We start from the raw sequence: 18,441 nt of genomic DNA on the forward strand, positions 1-18,441 counted from the left end.
CGAATGACACTCAAGGCCCAATTCGACCACACCAATTGCGCAGAATGCCCGATCCGGCATCGTGCGGTGTGCGCGCATTGCGAAAAGGACGAGCTGGAAGAGCTTGAGAACATCAAGTACTACCGCAGCTTTGAGGCGGGGCAGACAATCATCTGGTCCGGCGATCCGATGAATTTTGTCGGCTCGGTCGTGTCGGGAATCGCGTCTTTGACACAGACGATGGAGGATGGGCGCAGGCAAATGGTCGGCCTGCTGCTGCCCAGCGATTTCGTGGGTCGCCCTGGACGAGACAACGCGCCATACGACGTGGTGGCGACCACCGATCTGATGATGTGTTGTTTCCGCAAAAAGCCGTTCGAGGACATGATGATCACGACGCCGCACATCTCGCAGCGTCTGCTGGAAATGACGCTGGACGAATTGGATGCGGCCCGTGAGTGGATGCTGGTGCTTGGGCGCAAGACGGCGCGGGAAAAGATTGCCAGCCTGCTTTCGATCATCGCGCGCCGGGACGCATCGATTCATCAAGCCGGAATGGTAGCTCCGATTGTCTTTGACCTGCCACTGACGCGCGAGGCGATGGCCGACTATCTTGGGCTGACCCTGGAAACTGTCAGCCGGCAGATTTCCGCCTTGAAGAAAGATCAGGTCATTACTCTGGAAGGTAAACGCCATGTAACAATCCCCGATATGGGGCGCCTAATGGAAGAGGCGGGCGACGATACCGATGGCGGATTTCTGGTCTGATGCCTCAGCCCGCCGCCCTCGAACAATTGGGAGTCCCTTATGGAATTTAGCGGTTTACTCGCCATGCTGTTCATCGGCGCGATTGCTGGCTGGCTTTCGGGAAAAATCATGGAAGGGCGTGGGTTCGGCCTGATCGGGAATATTATAGTCGGGATTGTCGGTGCGTTTCTGGCAGGCACGATCTTTCCAGCCCTGGGCTTTGCGGTTGGCGGAGGGCTCATCTCTTCGATCTTCTTTGCCACTATCGGCGCGGTGATCCTGCTGTTCCTGATCGGCCTGATCCGCAAGACATAAAGCCGCACCAGAGACGGGCGGCTTTTGCGTTTGTTGGCGTCGTCAGTGAGCCAGAAACACGGGGATTTCTGATTGCTCCAGCATATTGCGGGTCGCACCGCCCAAAATGGCCTCGCGAAAGCGCGAATGGCCATAGGCCCCCATAACGATCATATCGGCCTCGGTATCGGCAGCGTGGCGATTGAGGATGTCCGAGACGCGCGTCATGGTCTTGCTGAGCACGTCGATTTCGCACTTCACCCCATGTCGCGCCAGCATCTGAGATAGCAGACCGCCCGGGTCCGATCGATCCGGCCCATGACGCGGTGGATCAATCACAACAATCCGTGTGAGTTCGGCCTGCTTCAAGAATGGCAACGCGCGACGGATGGCGCGCATCGCTTCGACGCTTTCGTTCCAGCCCACCATGACGGTTTTAGGGGCCGAAATCGGTTTGTTATCATCGGGCACCAATAGCACCGGCGAATGGCCTTCGAACATGGCGGCCTCGACGATGGGTTCCGCTTCTGCGTCGCGGTCTTTTCCATAAGGTCGCGGCAATACCACGAGATCCGAAAAGCGTGCGCGGCGTGCGACATGTCGCCCGAGATCAGCGATCTGAGCTACCCCGTTTTCAGCGGACCAGCGCACGCCCGACTTACCCAGATAATCCTGAGCGTAGGCGAGTATCTCGTCCGCCTCGGCATTGGCGCGGCTCAGGGTCTCCTGCAGGATCAAAGCGTTTGCACCGGCATAATAATAACCGGTCTGACTGCGATCGACGCCAAGACACAACGCTTCGACATGGGCGTCCTGCCCTTCTGCCAATGCCACCATTTGTGCCAGTGCGTTCTGAGAAAGCTTGGTTTCCGTCATGACCGTAAGAAGAGATTTAAATGCCATGTCGACCTCATGTTTCCGGCGCTGTCCGTTGCCAGCGCGTGTCTGTTTCTGCAAAATACCTCTCACAGAAAACAGGGGCTTGTCTTGATGCAGATCAAAGCGTCAAAGGCGACCTCGCTGCATTACAGCATGCAGTCAAAAAGGTTTCGCGTGACACGAAGAATCGCGCGAGGCATGGCAAAGGGACGCAATATGTCAAATTACATCAAGCTGATCGTGCTTGGGCTGGTGGTGCTGTTCGCAGCCATCGGCTCTAACTACGCACGGGATTTGGCGTATCAGGTGCACGCGATTCTGGTGATGTTGATCGCCGGCGGTCTGTTCATCTGGACGCTTAGAAACACGGAAGAGCCAGATATCCTCGTCGACCGCTCTGGTGAGTATATGGATGACGTGATCCGCTACGGCGTGATCGCAACCGCATTATGGGGGGTAGTCGGGTTCCTGGCGGGGACTTTTATTGCGTTCCAGCTAGCCTTTCCGGCGCTGAACTTCGAATGGGCGCAGGGCTATCTTAATTTCGGGCGTCTGCGGCCGTTACATACATCGGCGGTTATCTTTGCCTTTGGCGGTAACGCGTTGATCGCAACTTCGTTCTATGTCGTACAGCGCACCAGCGCTGCGCGACTTTGGGGTGGAAACCTGGCATGGTTCGTGTTCTGGGGCTATCAGCTGTTCATCGTGCTTGCGGCAACCGGTTATATACTTGGTGGAACGCAATCGAAAGAATATGCCGAACCTGAATGGTACGTTGACCTGTGGCTGACCGTTGTCTGGGTTGCCTACCTGGCTGTTTATCTGGGCACGATCATCAAGCGGAAAGAGCCGCACATCTACGTGGCAAACTGGTTCTATCTGGCCTTTATCGTGACTGTCGCCATGCTGCACCTGGTCAACAACATGACCATCCCGGTCAGCATCTGGGGATCGAAATCGGTCATCGTCTGGTCTGGTGTTCAGGATGCCATGATCCAGTGGTGGTATGGCCACAACGCCGTGGGCTTCTTCCTGACTGCCGGTTTCCTGGGTATGATGTACTACTTCATCCCGAAACAGGCTGAGCGTCCAGTATTCAGCTACAAGCTGTCGATCATCCACTTCTGGGCGCTGATCTTCCTGTATATCTGGGCCGGCCCGCACCACCTGCACTATACCGCGCTGCCTGATTGGGCCTCGACCCTTGGCATGGTATTCTCGGTGATCCTATGGATGCCTTCGTGGGGTGGTATGATAAACGGTCTGATGACCCTGTCGGGTGCATGGGACAAACTACGCACTGACCCAGTGATCCGGATGATGGTGATTTCGGTCGGCTTTTACGGCATGTCCACGTTCGAGGGTCCGATGATGTCGATCCGCGCTGTGAACAGCCTCAGCCACTATACCGACTGGACTATCGGTCACGTACATTCGGGCGCGCTGGGCTGGAACGGTATGATCACCTTTGGTGCTCTTTACTTCCTAGTCCCTGTTCTGTGGAAGCGTGAGCGTCTGTACTCGCTGCAGCTGGTCAGCTGGCACTTTTGGCTCGCCACCATTGGCATCGTTCTCTACGCGGCGTCGATGTGGGTCACCGGTATCATGGAAGGCCTGATGTGGCGTGAAGTGGACGCCAATGGCTTCTTGGTGAATTCGTTCGCTGACACCGTTGCCGCGAAGTTCCCGATGTATGTGGTGCGTGCGCTGGGTGGCGTGATGTTCGTCGCTGGCTCGCTGATCATGTGCTACAACCTGTGGATGACTGTACGGAAAGCGCCGGCCAAAGAGGCCAGCCTGACCGTCGCGGTCCCGGCTGAATAAGGAGGGCCGGAGCAATGGCAATTCTCGACAAACACAAGATCCTCGAGACCAACGCGACCCTCCTGCTGATCTTCAGCTTTCTGGTCGTGACCATCGGTGGCATCGTACAGATCGCGCCCCTGTTCTATCTTGAGAACACCATCGAGAAGGTGGAGGGTATGCGCCCTTACACCCCTCTCGAACTGGCGGGGCGTGAGGTTTATCTGCGCGAAGGCTGCTATGTTTGCCACAGCCAGATGATCCGCCCGATGCGGGATGAGGTTGAACGTTATGGCCACTACTCGCTGGCGGCTGAATCCATGTATGATCATCCGTTCCAATGGGGGTCCAAACGCACCGGGCCGGATATTGCCCGCGTCGGTGGCCGGTATTCGGATCAATGGCAGGTGGACCACCTGCGCGATCCACAATCGGTGGTGCCGGAATCGGTGATGCCGAAATACGGCTTCCTTGAGGATCGTAAGCTAGACGGCAAGTATATCGGTGACATCATGGCGGCAAATGCCGTGGTCGGCACCCCGTATACCGACGAGATGCTTGAACAGGCGCAGGCCGATTTTCGGGCGCAGGCCGATCCGGACAGCGATTATGATGGATTGTTGGAACGCTATGGCGACAAGGTCAATGTGCGTAACTTTGACGGTCAGCCCGAGCTGACTGAAATGGATGCGTTGGTTGCTTACCTCCAGATGCTGGGCACGCTGGTCGATTTCTCGACCTTCACCCCGGACGCAAGCCGTTAAAGGAGGGTGTGATGGAACTATACACAATTCTAAGGCAGTTCGCGGATAGCTGGATGTTGCTGCTCCTGTTCTCGTTTTTTATTGGCATCATCATCTGGGTTTTCCGCCCTGGTGCCAGCAAGGAATACAAGGACACCGCCAACATCCCGTTCCGGCACGCTGATGCCCCAGCGCCCCGTCGGGGCGACGACAAACCCGCCACATCCAAGGAGGCGCGGCAATGAGTAAGACACCTGAAAAACAGCCGGGCGATCCTAACACCACGGGTCACAGCTGGGACGGAATCGAGGAATTCGATAATCCGATGCCACGCTGGTGGCTTTGGACCTTTTACGCGACCATCATTTGGGGCGTGATCTACACGATCATGTACCCCGCATGGCCCTTGGTTCAATCGGCAACCGCCGGTGTGCTGGGTTGGTCCTCGCGCGAGCTGGTGCAGCAGGAAATGGTCGCGTTCGAAGAAGCGAATGCGCCGTGGAATGCCAAGTTGGTGGAAACGCCGCTGGAAGAAATCTCGGCCGACGCGGAGCTGCAACAATACGCAGTTAACTCTGGTGGCGCTGTGTTCCGAACCTGGTGTGCGCAGTGCCACGGATCGGGGGCGCAGGGTGCGCCGGGTTTCCCGAACCTGCTGGATGATGCCTGGCTGTGGGGCGGCTCGCTTGAGGATATCGAGTACACCATCGCCTATGGCATCCGGAACGAGGAAAGCGACGACGCACGCTATTCCGAGATGCCGGCCTTTGGTGAGATCCTCGAAAAGGATGAGATCACTCAAGTGGTTCAATACGTCATGTCCCTGACCAACGCCCAGACCGATGACGCGGCGGCGCAGGCAGGCAAGGTTGTGTTCGAAGACAACTGCGCGGCTTGCCACGGTGATGACGGCAAAGGCGACGTTTCCCAGGGTGCGCCGAATCTGACCGATGCGATCTGGCTTTACGGCGGCAGCCAAGAGGCCCTGACCGAGACGGTCACCTACAGCCGCTTTGGCGTGATGCCCCCATGGGAAAATCGCCTGACCGACGCGCAAATCCGCGCCGTGACGGCGTATGTTCATCAGTTGGGTGGTGGTCAGTAAGGGTTAAAAGAACACCTCCGGGCGGTCTCCCGCCCGAAGGTCTAGGCACCGGCTGTTCCATCTGTTCGCGCGTTTCCAGAACAGCCGGTGCCGATTTTCAAACAATAGGGCTGCAATCTCTGCCGGTCCAGATACGGCATTCAAACCAGTATCAAAGATCGTTCAGATTTACATCGCGCGGGTTTTCTCTCCACCAATGATGTTCGGGCAGCCAGCGCCGCTTGCGACGGCCCGGCTTTGGCGCATCGTAGATGTGAGGCGTATTGATGCGTGTCGCGTTCAAAAAAGATCTGGCGAATACGGTCAGCATGGTTTCCCTCCTGTGCAGAGTCGTTTCTGAGCTTTAAGATTGACCTTTCGCACGCCGAATGCGACTCAATTACCATTTTAATGTGTAAGTAGGGTTTACATATGGACTGGCTATCACTGCCGCCGTTGGCCTCTCTCAGGGCCTTTGCAGCCTTCGCTGAGAAGCGAAGTGTTGTCGAGGCCGGTGCTGCGCTCAATGTTAGCCACGCTGCAATCAGCCAGCAGCTTCGCGCGCTCGAGAAACATCTGGGCGCGGCTCTGCTGGACCGAACGGGCAAAGCGCTGACACTTACCGCGGAAGGTGAGCATCTGGCCCGTGCCCTGCAGCTTGGATTTGGTGCGATCGAGGCTGCTGTGGGTGATCTGGCTCGCTCGGCTCAGGACCGCCCGGTTCATGTGTCGCTGACGTCTTCCTTCGCTGCATCTTGGCTGATGCCGCGACTGCCGAGTTTCCGCGCGACGCATCCCGACGTAAACCTGATCCTCGATCCAACCTTTGAGGTGGTCGAGCTGCAACCGGGTGGGGTGGATGTAGCGATCCGTTATGGCGCCGGCGGTTGGCCGGGGGTGGAGTGTGAGATGTTGTTGCAGACGCCGATGGTCATCGTCGCCTCACCCACACTATTGGGTAACAAGACCGATTGGTCCCCGGCAGAACTTGCGCAGTTGCCGTGGCTTGAGGAAATTGGCACGACTGAGGGGACAAAATGGCTGACTGAGCGAGGTGTCGGACCCGAACGCGGCGCGGGGCGTACGCAGCTTCCCGGTAACCTTCTGCTGGATGGTTTGCGGTCTGGGCAAGGGGTCACCGTCACTGTGCGACAATTCGTCGAAGCGGACATCAAAGCGGGCCGCATCGTCGAACTGTTCGCCGAGCCGGATACGCGCGGGTATCATATAGTTACGCAAAAACAAGTTCTTAGGCGATCCGTGAAAATCTTCATCAACTGGCTGAGGCGCGAAGCGCGAAGCCAGCAGTAATTCACGCGTCTAAAGGTGTCTGCTCGATGCGCGTTTTGACCCATGTCAAAGTCCCTTGCCTCGTGATCTGGAAGAACACACACTCAGAATAGCCAGTTGCGGAGCCAGCCTGTGAGCGATTCCAATCCCACCCCCAGTCTCTACGCCGCCAGAGAGCCGATTTTCCCGAGACGTGTGTCCGGCCCGTTTCGCAATTTGAAATGGATCATCATGGCGGTGACGCTGGGCATTTACTATGTGACGCCTTGGATCAGGTGGGATCGCGGGCCAAGCCTTCCGGATCAGGCCGTTCTTCTAGATCTGGCGAACCGCCGATTCTATTTCTTCTGGATCGAGATTTGGCCGCACGAGTTCTATTTTGTCGCTGGGCTGCTGATCATGGCAGGATTGGGTCTGTTCCTGTTCACCTCGGCGCTTGGGCGGGTCTGGTGCGGATATGCCTGCCCGCAGACGGTTTGGACGGACCTGTATATCCTTGTCGAGCGCTGGATCGAGGGCGACCGTAATGCGCGCCTGCGTCTGCACAGGCAGAAAAAGTTAGATTTCCGCAAGGCGCGGCTGCGCCTGACCAAGTGGATCGCTTGGTTCTTCATCGGGCTCGCAACCGGTGGCGCCTGGGTTTTCTATTTTGCGGATGCACCAACTCTGGCGCGTGATCTGGTCACCGGAAACGCGCATCCAGTGGCCTATACGACGATGCTGATTCTGACCGGCACCACATTTTTCTTCGGTGGCTTTGCACGCGAACAAATCTGCATCTATGCCTGCCCATGGCCGCGCATTCAGGCCGCGATGATGGATGAGGATACCCTGGTCGTCGGATATCGCGAATGGAGGGGTGAACCACGCGGCAAAGGCAAACGTACGGCTGACAGCGAGCTGGGCGATTGCATCGATTGTATGGCTTGCGTCAATGTCTGCCCGGTAGGGATCGACATCCGAGACGGTCAGCAACTGGAATGCATTACGTGTGCGCTTTGCATCGACGCCTGCGATGACATGATGGCCAAGATAGGCAAGCCCCGTGGTCTGATCGATTACATGGCGCTGAGTGATGAGGCCCGCGAACGCGAAGGTCAGCCACCCAAAAACGTTTGGAAACACATCCTGCGTCCGCGCACGATCCTCTACACGGCGCTATGGTCACTGGTCGGATTTGCATTGCTCTTTGCGCTGTTCATTCGTTCGGATATCGATTTGACGGTTGCGCCGGTGCGGAACCCGACTTTCGTTACCCTTTCAGATGGCACGATCCGTAACACCTATGATGTACGCCTGCGCAACAAACATGGCGAGGATCGGCCATTCAAACTGACGATTGCGGGCGATCCATCGCTGCAGATTGAAATCGAAGGTGTTGAAGGCGAGACTGTTAATGTCACTGCAGATACGGCACAATTGACCCGCGTCTATATCACCGCTCCGCAGGGTACTGCCCCTGCAGCGGCTGACAGCACATCGGTTCGCATCTGGGTCGAAGATCTGGAAAGTGGTGAGCGGGCCTACAAGGATACCAGTTTCAACGGACGAGGAAGCTGAGAATGGCAGAACGTCAATTCACAGGCAAACACGCATTGGCGGTATTTGTGGCGGCCTTTGGCGTGATCATCACGGTGAACCTCGTCTTGGCTTATAGTGCAATCAAGACCTTTCCGGGGCTTGAGGTGAAGAACTCCTATGTAGCCAGCCAGGAGTTCAATGAACGTTTGAAGGAACAGCAGGCCCTGGGTTGGAACATCAAGGCCGAGCTGACCGGAGGGCTGCTGGTGCTATACATAACCGATCAGACCGGTTCCCCTGTTGAAGTGGCAGATCTGCAGGCCGTGGTGGGGCGCGCCACCCATGTGAAGGAAGACTTCTCGCCGGACTTTACTTTTGATGGCATCACCTATGCCGCTCCGGCTGCCCTGGGCGAAGGGAACTGGAACATTCGCCTTGTGGCCAAAGCAAAAGATGGTGCCGAGTTCGCGCAACGTGTGCCCCTGTATGTGAAAGGTTAGAGATGGTTGCGCAAGCCACTCCATCTCGGGCAGCCTGTCCTGGCTGCATCGCAGCCCCGGCGGAAGCGGCGCGGCCAATCCCAGAGGATGTGCAGATCGCGCTGTCGCTGCCGGGCATCCACTGCTCGGCCTGCATCTCTACGGTCGAGCGTGAGTTGAATGCCCATCCCGGCGTTGAAGACGCGCGGGTCAATCTCACGCTGAAACGCGCGATGATCAAGGCGGCACCGGATACGCGCGCCGCCGATCTGATCCCGGTGCTGGAGCGCGCTGGCTTTGAAGCCCACGAACTGGATCCGGGTGCGCTTTCGGCTACGCAAACCGATAAGGCCGGGCGCGATCTGCTGATGCGGCTGGCAGTGGCGGGTTTTGCTTCGATGAACGTGATGCTGTTATCGGTGTCGGTCTGGTCCGGCGCCACCGATGCGACGCGCGACATGTTCCACTGGATATCTGCGGCGATTGCGCTGCCTGCAATTGCGTTCTCGGCCCAGCCTTTCTTTTCCAACGCCTGGAGCGCGCTGCGCGTACGCCGGTTGAATATGGATGTGCCGATTGTTTTGGCGATACTGTTAGCTCTGGTCACGTCGCTTTGGGAAACTGCACTCAGCGGTGAACATGCTTATTTCGACGCGGCTTTGACCCTGACATTCTTCCTGCTAGCGGGCAGGTATTTGGACTATCGCACCCGTGCCGCGGCACGTTCGGCTGCCGAAGAACTAACCGCGCTGGAGGTCCCGCGCGCCATCCGGCTCGTGGATGGGACCGAAGCGGAAGTGGCGGTGGCGAGCCTTAACGTGGGTGATCTGATTCTGGTTCGCCCCGGAGGGCGTATGCCAGTGGATGGCGAAATCATCTCGGGCCAGTCCGAGTTGGACCGGTCGCTGCTGACCGGGGAAACCCTCCCGGTCTTTGCCGAGGCCGGGCTGAACGTCAGTGCAGGTGAGGTTAACCTGACCGGCCCTCTGACCATCCGTGCGACGGCAGTCGGGGAAGATACCTCGCTGCACCGTATGGCGGATCTGGTAGCCATCGCTGAATCGGGCCGGTCACGGTATACCTCGCTGGCAGACAAGGCGGCCAAGCTTTATGCGCCGGGGGTGCATATACTCTCCGCGCTCAGCTTCTTAGGATGGTATATTTATTCGGGCGATATCCGGACGGCGCTGAATATCGCTGCGGCGGTTTTGATCATCACATGTCCCTGCGCGCTGGGCTTGGCAGTGCCGGCGGTAACCACTGCAGCATCAGGCCGATTGTTCCGCAGTGGCATGCTGATCAAACACGCGACCGCGTTAGAACGGTTGGCCGAAGTGGATACGGTGGTGTTCGACAAGACCGGAACCCTCACATCCGGTGCGCCTGAGTTGACCAACCTTGGTGATCATTCGCGTACCGATTTGCAAGTGGCTCTGGCATTGGCCGAAGCGTCTTCGCACCCCTTGTCTCTTGCCCTTGCAAAGGCTGCGCGTGAAGCCGGGATCAAGCCTGCCAAGTTGCACGATGTTGTTGAGGTGCCGGGATATGGCACTGAGGGCGTTTACCGTGATCAGCAGGTCCGGCTGGGTCGAGCGGCCTGGGTCGGCGGCGAAGATGGTGAGCAGACCGCAGCCTGGCTCGCAATCGGATCGCGGACGCCATCACGCTTTACTTTTACCGACAGTCTGCGCGCAGGCGCTGCCGAGGCGGTCGCGGCTTTCCGTGCGGCAGGCAAAGACGTCATCCTGATTTCCGGCGATACGGAAGGCGCGGTTCAGGCCTTGGCGGGCAAGCTTGGCATTGAGAACTGGATCGCCCAGGCCTTGCCTCAAGACAAAGCCGCCAAGGTGCAGCAGCTGAGTGATCAGGGTCGGCACGTTCTGATGGTCGGCGATGGGCTGAACGATACGGCGGCATTGGCGGCGGCGCATGTGTCGATTTCTCCGGCCAGCGCCTTGGATGCCGCGCGGGTAGCGTCGGATATCGTGCTACTGGGCAATGATCTGTCCCCAATCGCTGAGGCTTGCGATACAGCCGTCAGGGCGACCCGTCGGATTCGCGAGAATTTCCGGATCGCCACTGTCTATAACATCATCGCGGTCCCGCTGGCCGTTGCCGGGTTGGCGACACCCCTTATTGCGGCATTGGCGATGTCGACCTCGTCGATTACCGTGTCGTTGAACGCCTTGCGGCTGAGGTAACTCTGATGGAAGTGCTTGCCTATCTGATCCCGATTTCCCTGCTTTTGGGCGGGGTTGGCTTGGTTGCGTTTATCTACACGGTCCGCTCGAACCAGTATGAGGATCCGGAAGGCGATGCGCGCCGTATCCTAAGCGACGAATGGGATGACAAGCCCAAGCCCTGACAGAGGCGTCAACAGCCCTTGAAATTGCCGCAATGCCCGGCTATGTCCGGCCCATCCGCTAGAAGAGAGATTGTAGCCTCATGGCAACCTTAAACCCGATCCAGTTCATTCAGCAGGTCCGCGCCGAAGTCGCAAAGGTCGTCTGGCCGACCCGTCGTGAGGTGCTGTTGACCACGGTCATGGTGTTCATCATGGCTGCGCTGACGGCTGTGTTCTTTGCGCTGGTTGATCTGGGCATTCGCGGCGGTCTGCAACTGGTACTCGGCGCGTTTAGCTAAGCCGGTTTGGGCAAGCTGAAACGCGACTGCCCCCTTGCACAGCTTGCGATGTCAGAGTAGGTGACATGACTATTCGGAATGGGCGTGCGGCGAATCGGGCTGCGCGCCGCTTTTTATTCCGGGTGACGCAATAGGATTTCAACGAAGGGCGCGATGCGTCGCAGCCCAAAGGCAAACAAGGACGACAGGTTCATGGCGAAACGGTGGTATTCGGTCAGCGTTCTTTCGAATTTCGAAAAGAAGATCGCAGAGCAGATCCGCACGTCGGTGGCTGAGCAGGGCCTTGAAGACGATATCGACGAGGTTCTGGTGCCCACCGAAGAGGTGATCGAAGTGCGCCGGGGCAAGAAGGTCACCACCGAACGTCGCTTTATGCCGGGTTACGTGCTGGTACACATGGAAATGTCGGATCAGGGCTATCACCTGATCAACTCGATCAATCGCGTTACCGGCTTCCTGGGCCCTCAGGGCCGCCCGATGCCGATGCGCGACGCCGAGGTGAACCAGATCCTCAACCGCGTTCAGGAAGGTGAAGAAGCGCCCAAGCTGATGATCAGCTTCGAGGTCGGCGAGAAGGTCAAGGTCAACGACGGCCCGTTCGAGGATTTCGACGGCATGGTCGAAGGTGTGGACGACGAGAACCAGAAACTGAAAGTTTCGGTTTCGATCTTTGGCCGAGAAACACCGGTCGAGCTGGACTTTACGCAGGTCACCAAGCAGAGCTGATTGGTTTCCATCGAACCATCGTTTGGGGTGCCTTATGGGCACCCTTTTTACGTTTGGGGCGTGCTCATCTGCCAGACAGTTTGATCCTCACCAATACCTTTAAGTGATACAGTTCCGACCGGTTCGCAGAGATTCGGGAGAAATGCTGCGGCTGTATCCGAAAGGACATGGTCGCAATCCAAGTCTGTGGCCGCCGCTACAAGTCTAGCCGCCAAATTGACGTCGGGACCGATGGCCGTGAAATCCAGCCGATCCCCACCACCTACATTTCCATAGTGGAAGCGACCATGATGGATCGCAGTCCGTACGCCTAGCTTGTGCTGGAAATCGGCCTCGGCCAGCGACGCCACACCCTCGCGCACCGCTGCGATGGCGGCCTGAATCTGCACCTTTGGCGGAAGATCCGTGCTGGTTGGGAAGATGGCAAAAAAGCCGTCGCCCATGAACTTCAGAATCTCTCCGCCGTGGTCCATGACCGACGGGACAAGGCAATCAAACGTGTCATTCAGCAGCCGGACCAGCGTATCGCCGGAAACCGAATTCGAAAGGCGGGTAAATCCCTTGAGATCCGCAAACAGGATAACGGCCTCGATTTTGCTGCCATCACCGCGATGTACTTTACCGTCCAGAATGTGGGCGCCACTGTTACGGCCGACATAGGTCGACAGCAGGTAGGTCGCGTCGAGCCGCAGCATATAGGTCTCGGTCAGGCGGGCGAGCGGACCGCGAACCCGGTTCAGGATCGCCAGATCACTCTCTGAAAAGCCACCGGGCGTGGCACTTGACCAGGTGCAGACATGGGTATCGCCGTTGAGATAGATCAGCGGTTGCGCCAGATAATCGGTGAAGCCCTGCTCGCGCAATTCGCCGACAATGATGTAATCCTCGGGACAGCTGGGGTCTTCCAGGTGGCGGCGGATGGGTTGCTGACGCTCAATCACATGCGGAAGGGGGTTATCGGTGTAGATCGCCTCGGTGAACAATTGAGACGGCGCGTCGACACGATCAACGCCAGCGCCCGCTTTCCACAGGAAACGTCGACCCATCAGATTGGGATGCAGCGTCCAGATGAACAAACCGAACCGGTCGATGGCGACACCGGCATCCAGCAGACGGGTACAGATACCTTCGATGATATCGACCGCATTTCCAGCTGGGCGGGCACCGTCAACCATCCACTCGATCAAAGCGTCGATCTTGTCATGTTTTGAGATCGGTTCCGGTGGGGTCGGCATAATGGCACCCTCAATATAGAACGCCGCGATGCAAACTGACACCGCGGCGTTATTTGTATCAGCTTCGCAGAGGCTGAAACGACTGAGTGCGCGACTTACTGCGCTTGAACCATAGCGGCTCGCAACAGTTGCGGGCGGTCGGTCTGGGATGGCAGGAAGACGGCCTGCGAACCGGCATCCAACGCCGAAAGGCTCGCATCGTACCACTGCATCGCAAGATCGCGACGCTGTTGCACACCAAAGCCTTCGCGCAGGTGGTGGCCGATCAACTCTCCATAGGCAGGCTCACCCATCGCGACTAGCATCAATGCAGAACCGACTGCCGTGTCCATGTTGTCCTGACGGTAGCCCATCGACAGACAAACCTTGCTTGTCGCTGCAAGATCAGCGGGGCTAAGGCCCGAGTCCAGCGCAAGCTTGCGTACCTGGGTTTCAGCTTCTGCCTTCGAGCTGATCGACAGCGCATCAACTTGCGGTGCCAACATTTCGCCGTACGAGTCGCATTGTGCGCTCACCTGATCCGGCGTCAGCCCCTGGATATCCGCCATCAGATCTTCGCCACGCGCCATTGCATAGCTGCGAGCAAGGCAGAACTGTTCGCTGAGGGCAAAATCGGCATCCGTCATATTTGACAGCGTCGTGTAGCCCCCGTTTGTCGAGGTCTGCAGCATCACCCCGCTACACCGATTGGCCAGCGATGGGCCGCCGGTCCCGCCGGAAAACAGGCTTGGCAGGCTGGCAGAGGCGGTTTCAGTTGTATTGGCCTCGGGCTCTGGTTCCTGAGCTTGAGGAACCACAACCGGAATCGTGGTTGCTGGGGCTTGTGCTGGTGCCTGAGGGGCAGCAGCCAGGGCAGAGCCGGTTTGTATCTGCCGACGGTATTCCATCAAAAGCGGTTGGCCTGCGAGTTGGGTTGTCGTCTGACCGCCGCTTGTCGCCCAGTAATAGGCCTGCATCAGGAAGTCGCGCTGATAGGGCTGGAAGTCATAGCCATTCACGGGGTAGCCCATCGAGACCTGATAGCGTTCGATCGCAGACCGCGTGCCACGACCGACCTGACCATCAACGCGACCGGCGTTGTAGCCAAAATAGTTGAGCGCGGTCTGGGTTTGCGCCCCTTGTGTGGTCGACGGAATTCCGGGGCGATAGGTGCGTGTTGTTGTTGACCTCGTCCGGGCTTGCTGTTTTCTCTGCTGATCCCGGCCGATAGCGTAGCCGATGACGCCACCAACCACAGCACCGCCCAGTATCTCGCCAGCATCGGCCCGCGCGGTCTGAGGAGAAGACGCCGCAAATGACAGCGCGATGCCAACTGTTATTAATAAACGAATGATCATAATTAACCTCCACCAAAAATACTAATTTCGTCGAGTATAGCACAGCTGCGAGTATTGAGGTGAGGGGGGTGGCGGAAACCCGACCATCCCGCAACCACCGCGCAGATTCTGCATTGATATTAATTTCTTAAGAGTTGTCAGTCGCACCTTGTTAGTAACGATCTGTACGCCGTGAGCGTATAAGACCCACTTGGGGGCTTGATTCGATGTGTGAGAGCAGGGCAGGCCACTTGCCAACCCCGCCGTTCCGCTGTAAGTGCCGCCCCTATCGTCTTCGGGCGAGATTCTCTCGTGGGAGGTTGCTGGGATCGCGATCCCGGATCGGACCACGCAACATAGTCTGGGTGAAACGCGTTTCACCTAAGTTGAAAGGAAAACCAAATGGCCAAGAAGCTTGCTGGTACAATGAAGCTGCAGGTTCCTGCAGGTCAGGCGAACCCGTCGCCGCCAGTTGGTCCGGCGCTGGGTCAGCGCGGCATCAACATCATGGAATTCTGCAAGGCGTTCAACGCCAAGACCGCAGACATGGAGCCCGGCGCCCCGTGCCCGACCGTGATCACCTACTATCAGGACAAGTCCTTCACCATGGACATCAAGACGCCGCCCGCGTCTTACTACCTGAAAAAAGCGGCTGGTCTGAAGCCGGTCGGCAAGCGGAACCGCCCTCGTGGTGCGGAAAACCCAGGTCGTGAGACCGTGGCAACCGTAACCTCGAAGCAGGTTCGTGAAATCGCCGAAGCCAAAATGAAAGATCTGAACGCCAACGACGTCGAAGGCGCAATGCAGATCATCCTGGGCTCGGCCCGCTCAATGGGCATCGAGGTGAAGTAAGATGGCAAAACTCGGTAAACGTACCCGCGCTGCGCGCGAAGCTGTCGCTGGCAAGGAAAACCTGTCGGTCGAAGAAGCTGTTTCCCTGGTCAAAGGCAACGCAACCTCAAAATTCGACGAGACCATCGAGATCGCTCTGAACCTCGGCGTTGACACCCGTCACGCGGACCAGATGGTTCGCGGCGTTGTTGGCCTGCCGAACGGTACCGGCAAAGCGATGCGCGTTGCTGTATTTGCTCGTGGCCCCAAGGCAGACGAAGCGAAAGAAGCGGGCGCAGATATCGTTGGCGCGGAAGATCTGATGGAAACCATTCAGGGCGGCACCATCGAATTCGATCGCTGCATTGCAACCCCGGATATGATGCCGATCGTCGGTCGTCTGGGTAAAGTTCTGGGCCCTCGCAACCTGATGCCAAACCCCAAAGTTGGCACCGTGACCATGGACGTGAAAGCAGCCGTGGAAGCAGCAAAAGGTGGTGAAGTTCAGTTCAAGGCGGAAAAAGGCGGCGTTGTGCACGCCGGTGTTGGCAAAGCGTCCTTCGACGAAGCCAAGCTGGTCGAAAACGTCCGTGCCTTCATCTCGGCTGTTGCGAAGGCCAAACCGTCGGGTGCAAAAGGCACCTATATGAAGAAAATCGCGCTGAGCTCGACCATGGGCCCGGGTGTGACTCTGGACGTGGCGGCTGCTGCGGGCGAATAAGCCTTAGCGTTAAGCTGTGAGAACTTGATCCCGGGTGGTGCGAACTGCCCGGGATTTTTATTGCGTGCCACATGAGAAACAGGCTGTAGTTTTGTGATAGCGTGGTTGCTTGCACATCAATTGAAATCTTGAAGTTTTGCCAATTTCAAACCCGGTTACAGCTACGCTGACTAAAAAGCAGCGATACGCACAAACATAGATTCAATGCCTCAGCAGCGGTGGCTAAAGAAGCGATTGAACTAGGGGGTGCGGTCTGACACAGTTCCCCCATTGTCGTGTAGTAGCTGTTAGAGAATACCCATCAATGAACCAAAATATTCGTCAGAAATCACTTCCAGAAGATCGACGCGCCTTTTGGGACCAGTTTTATGCGAAATCGGCAGGGTCATGGGAGCTTACCTTGCCGTCGCAATTCGCAGCGTTTGTGGCAAATGAGATTGATCGGCAGTCACATGTCATTGACGTAGGGTGTGGGAATGCCCGTGACAGTTTTTTCTTTTCACGACACGGGTTCAAAGTGACCGGCATGGATGCGTCTGAGGCAGCGATTGCGTCAGCGCAAAAGCATGCACAAAAGCAGGGCGGCGACGATCTTGAATTTGTTCAGACCAATCTCGAAGATGGATTGGTTGAGCGTGTGTTGTCCGAGCGACGATCTGAAATCGTTTGCGTTTATGCTCGGTTCTTTTTGCATGCGATCACAGATGATGAAGAAGATGCTCTGATCCGGGCGCTGCGGAGCGGGTGCAGGCCTGGCGATGTCGTAGCGTTCGAATATCGAACGTTGGCGGACCGAGCCACAACGAAAATTGCGGCGCCGCATTTCCGGCGATACGTAAGTGCGGCGGATCTGGATTCAAAAATGGAAGCCTCCGAATTCCGAAAATGCTATGGCGTCGAAGGCAGTGGTTTCGCAAAATATAAAACAGAAGATGCGATCGTCGCCCGCGCGATCTATGAAAAAACACCATGACCGAAGCAGAATTGATCAAGGAGCTCGCGTCGCTTCGCGAGCATGTTTTTACGCATGCTGCGGCCCAAACGGCACTACCACGACCTCGCAAAACGCGCCTTGCGGTTGAGGCGCTAAAGGATCCCATAATGCGCTTGGAGAACCAGTCGCTCTATGATGATTGGGAAGAGACATTTCTTCTTTTGTGCTGCCACAGAAGATTAAAGCCTGCCCGGACGCACGGTAGGCTGAAGCATATGGAAATTCGCTATGCAGAACAGGGTATGGAGGCGCGCTTTGCCTCGTTTTTTGAGCGCGTGAAGCAGACGCTACACCCCGATTACATTACACCACATGGCTATAACAGAACATTCGGAGAAAAGGCTGGCGATGATATCTTTTCAAAACTTGACGCCGAGCTTGAATCCGTAATTCGTTTAGGGAAGCCGATCATTCTATACGCTGGCGCGTTGTTGGGTCTCGTTCGAGAGGGTGGATTGATTGGTCACGACGACGATGTCGATTTTGCAGTGCATCTGGGTGAGTCTACGCTTGAAGGCGTCGCTGAAAAATGGATTGATTATCAGCGAGAGTTGCTCGCCAATGAGTGCCTGGATACCAATTCGTTAAAGCGTAATATACCAATCTTCAAAGTTAAAAATAATTTGGGTATTGATATAGATCTATTTCCGGCGTGGACGGAAAACGGGCGCTTTAGCGTGTACCCGTACTCACTCAACGACTTGCCGGAAAGCGCGATTTTCCCGCTAAAACCACTTAATGGTGGGGAAATCATGCTGCCGCAGGACGCGCCAGCATTGCTGGCTCAGAGTTACGGTGAAAACTGGCGAATACCGGACCCGCTTTTTCATTTCCGTTGGCGGACTGCGCGCCGCAGGTTTGCACCTATGCTTCGGCACGACTTTACCGGCGGTTGAAAGCGCCCCGCCGCCGTGCCCTCAAGCAGCGACCGCATTTGCACGATAGCGGTTAGTTGGCAGAATGCTTGGCCAGCTCTGCGCACAGATATTGAGCGATGTCTTAGCAGGCGTGTAGCTATGGTGCGCGCAGCGAAATCCGCAAGCCTTAGTGTCGGCTCGTTTTCTGGAAACCGAGATGCCTCAGAACAGTTTCAACTATGTCGCAGCCCCTGCGCGGGAGGGGCAAGTCGCCTAAATTTACCTCTTGGAAACTCGGC

Annotated in this window: 21 protein-coding genes; 17 read left to right on the forward strand and 4 right to left on the reverse strand. The window is 57.0% G+C overall.

The genetic code is table 11. From position 1 onward, the window contains the following. Nucleotides 1-3 precede the first annotated feature (3 nt). Both fnrL and ACR0DE_RS03755 read left to right on the forward strand, forming a co-directional pair. Complete coding sequence (gene fnrL, locus ACR0DE_RS03750; protein ID WP_170406526.1) at nucleotides 4-747, forward strand: transcriptional regulator FnrL; 744 nt, start codon at nucleotides 4-6, stop codon at nucleotides 745-747. Nucleotides 748-786: 39 nt separating this feature from the next. Continuing rightward, nucleotides 787-1,041, forward strand: a complete 255-nt coding sequence (locus tag ACR0DE_RS03755; protein WP_170398637.1) for a GlsB/YeaQ/YmgE family stress response membrane protein — start codon at nucleotides 787-789, stop codon at nucleotides 1,039-1,041. Between the two features lie 42 nt (nucleotides 1,042-1,083). On the opposite strand, the gene ACR0DE_RS03760 is transcribed toward ACR0DE_RS03755, so the two are convergent. Continuing rightward, a complete protein-coding gene (locus ACR0DE_RS03760; RefSeq protein ID WP_170398633.1) occupies nucleotides 1,084-1,923 on the reverse strand; it encodes a universal stress protein in 840 nt (279 codons plus the stop codon). Nucleotides 1,924-2,115: 192 nt separating this feature from the next. Between ACR0DE_RS03760 and ccoN the strand changes: the two genes are divergently transcribed. Genes ccoN through ccoP form a run of 4 tightly spaced genes read left to right on the forward strand, consistent with a single transcriptional unit; the run spans nucleotide 2,116 to nucleotide 5,550 of the window. After that, nucleotides 2,116-3,723: a cytochrome-c oxidase, cbb3-type subunit I gene (gene ccoN / locus ACR0DE_RS03765; protein ID WP_480751914.1), complete on the forward strand. Its 1,608-nt coding sequence runs from the start codon at nucleotides 2,116-2,118 to the stop codon at nucleotides 3,721-3,723. Nucleotides 3,724-3,737: 14 nt separating this feature from the next. Continuing rightward, on the forward strand, nucleotides 3,738-4,466 hold the full coding sequence (gene ccoO, locus ACR0DE_RS03770) for a cytochrome-c oxidase, cbb3-type subunit II (RefSeq protein ID WP_170398627.1): 729 nt from the start codon (nucleotides 3,738-3,740) through the stop codon (nucleotides 4,464-4,466). An 11-nt stretch (nucleotides 4,467-4,477) separates the two neighbouring features. Beyond that, nucleotides 4,478-4,690: a cbb3-type cytochrome c oxidase subunit 3 gene (locus ACR0DE_RS03775; protein WP_170398624.1), complete on the forward strand. Its 213-nt coding sequence runs from the start codon at nucleotides 4,478-4,480 to the stop codon at nucleotides 4,688-4,690. Next, nucleotides 4,687-5,550 carry a cytochrome-c oxidase, cbb3-type subunit III gene (gene ccoP, locus ACR0DE_RS03780; RefSeq protein ID WP_170398621.1) on the forward strand — a complete coding sequence of 288 codons (864 nt, stop codon included), beginning with the start codon at nucleotides 4,687-4,689 and terminating at the stop codon, nucleotides 5,548-5,550. Before ACR0DE_RS03775 ends, ccoP begins: the two co-directional genes overlap by 4 nt. Nucleotides 5,551-5,701: 151 nt before the next feature. On the opposite strand, the gene ACR0DE_RS03785 is transcribed toward ccoP, so the two are convergent. Further along, nucleotides 5,702-5,860, reverse strand: coding sequence for a hypothetical protein (locus ACR0DE_RS03785; RefSeq protein ID WP_170398617.1), 159 nt, complete (start codon nucleotides 5,858-5,860; stop codon nucleotides 5,702-5,704). A gap of 101 nt (nucleotides 5,861-5,961) precedes the next feature. Here ACR0DE_RS03785 and ACR0DE_RS03790 point away from each other — a divergent pair, with 101 nt between their 5' ends. The 7 genes from ACR0DE_RS03790 to nusG all read left to right on the forward strand — a co-directional run bounded on the left by ACR0DE_RS03790 (nucleotide 5,962) and on the right by nusG (nucleotide 12,188). Beyond that, nucleotides 5,962-6,840 (forward strand): LysR family transcriptional regulator, encoded by an 879-nt coding sequence (locus ACR0DE_RS03790; RefSeq protein ID WP_480751917.1) that lies wholly within the window; start codon nucleotides 5,962-5,964, stop codon nucleotides 6,838-6,840. Nucleotides 6,841-6,951: 111 nt separating this feature from the next. Next, nucleotides 6,952-8,379, forward strand: coding sequence for a cytochrome c oxidase accessory protein CcoG (gene ccoG / locus ACR0DE_RS03795; protein WP_480751922.1), 1,428 nt, complete (start codon nucleotides 6,952-6,954; stop codon nucleotides 8,377-8,379). A 2-nt stretch (nucleotides 8,380-8,381) separates the two neighbouring features. After that, complete coding sequence (locus ACR0DE_RS03800) at nucleotides 8,382-8,840, forward strand: FixH family protein (RefSeq protein WP_480751925.1); 459 nt, start codon at nucleotides 8,382-8,384, stop codon at nucleotides 8,838-8,840. A 2-nt stretch (nucleotides 8,841-8,842) separates the two neighbouring features. Then, nucleotides 8,843-11,020, forward strand: a complete 2,178-nt coding sequence (locus ACR0DE_RS03805; protein WP_480751929.1) for a heavy metal translocating P-type ATPase — start codon at nucleotides 8,843-8,845, stop codon at nucleotides 11,018-11,020. 5 nt (nucleotides 11,021-11,025) lie between these two features. Further along, nucleotides 11,026-11,184 (forward strand): cbb3-type cytochrome oxidase assembly protein CcoS, encoded by a 159-nt coding sequence (gene ccoS / locus ACR0DE_RS03810; protein WP_074737762.1) that lies wholly within the window; start codon nucleotides 11,026-11,028, stop codon nucleotides 11,182-11,184. 80 nt (nucleotides 11,185-11,264) lie between these two features. Then, complete coding sequence (secE, locus tag ACR0DE_RS03815) at nucleotides 11,265-11,462, forward strand: preprotein translocase subunit SecE (protein WP_170398600.1); 198 nt, start codon at nucleotides 11,265-11,267, stop codon at nucleotides 11,460-11,462. Nucleotides 11,463-11,654: 192 nt separating this feature from the next. Next, entirely contained in the window at nucleotides 11,655-12,188 is a 534-nt protein-coding gene (gene nusG, locus ACR0DE_RS03820; protein ID WP_152459924.1) for a transcription termination/antitermination protein NusG, read from the forward strand. A gap of 47 nt (nucleotides 12,189-12,235) precedes the next feature. Here the strand turns inward: nusG and ACR0DE_RS03825 are convergent, their stop codons facing one another. Both ACR0DE_RS03825 and ACR0DE_RS03830 read right to left on the reverse strand, forming a co-directional pair. Then, nucleotides 12,236-13,423: an adenylate/guanylate cyclase domain-containing protein gene (locus ACR0DE_RS03825; RefSeq protein ID WP_480751932.1), complete on the reverse strand. Its 1,188-nt coding sequence runs from the start codon at nucleotides 13,421-13,423 to the stop codon at nucleotides 12,236-12,238. A 95-nt stretch (nucleotides 13,424-13,518) separates the two neighbouring features. Beyond that, a complete protein-coding gene (locus ACR0DE_RS03830) occupies nucleotides 13,519-14,760 on the reverse strand; it encodes a peptidoglycan-binding domain-containing protein (protein ID WP_170398593.1) in 1,242 nt (413 codons plus the stop codon). A 381-nt stretch (nucleotides 14,761-15,141) separates the two neighbouring features. Between ACR0DE_RS03830 and rplK the strand changes: the two genes are divergently transcribed. From rplK to ACR0DE_RS03850, 4 genes are all read left to right on the forward strand, one after another. Beyond that, a complete protein-coding gene (gene rplK / locus ACR0DE_RS03835) occupies nucleotides 15,142-15,591 on the forward strand; it encodes a 50S ribosomal protein L11 (RefSeq protein WP_010440985.1) in 450 nt (149 codons plus the stop codon). A 1-nt stretch (nucleotide 15,592) separates the two neighbouring features. Next, nucleotides 15,593-16,291, forward strand: a complete 699-nt coding sequence (gene rplA, locus ACR0DE_RS03840) for a 50S ribosomal protein L1 (RefSeq protein WP_010440987.1) — start codon at nucleotides 15,593-15,595, stop codon at nucleotides 16,289-16,291. Between the two features lie 304 nt (nucleotides 16,292-16,595). Further along, nucleotides 16,596-17,264, forward strand: coding sequence for a class I SAM-dependent methyltransferase (locus ACR0DE_RS03845; RefSeq protein WP_480751936.1), 669 nt, complete (start codon nucleotides 16,596-16,598; stop codon nucleotides 17,262-17,264). Further along, nucleotides 17,261-18,181, forward strand: a complete 921-nt coding sequence (locus ACR0DE_RS03850; protein WP_480751941.1) for a hypothetical protein — start codon at nucleotides 17,261-17,263, stop codon at nucleotides 18,179-18,181. The genes ACR0DE_RS03845 and ACR0DE_RS03850 overlap by 4 nt, the downstream gene beginning before the upstream one ends. Nucleotides 18,182-18,441: the final 260 nt, after the last annotated feature.

The sequence above is a fragment of the Ruegeria sp. C10 genome, from assembly GCF_056537805.1.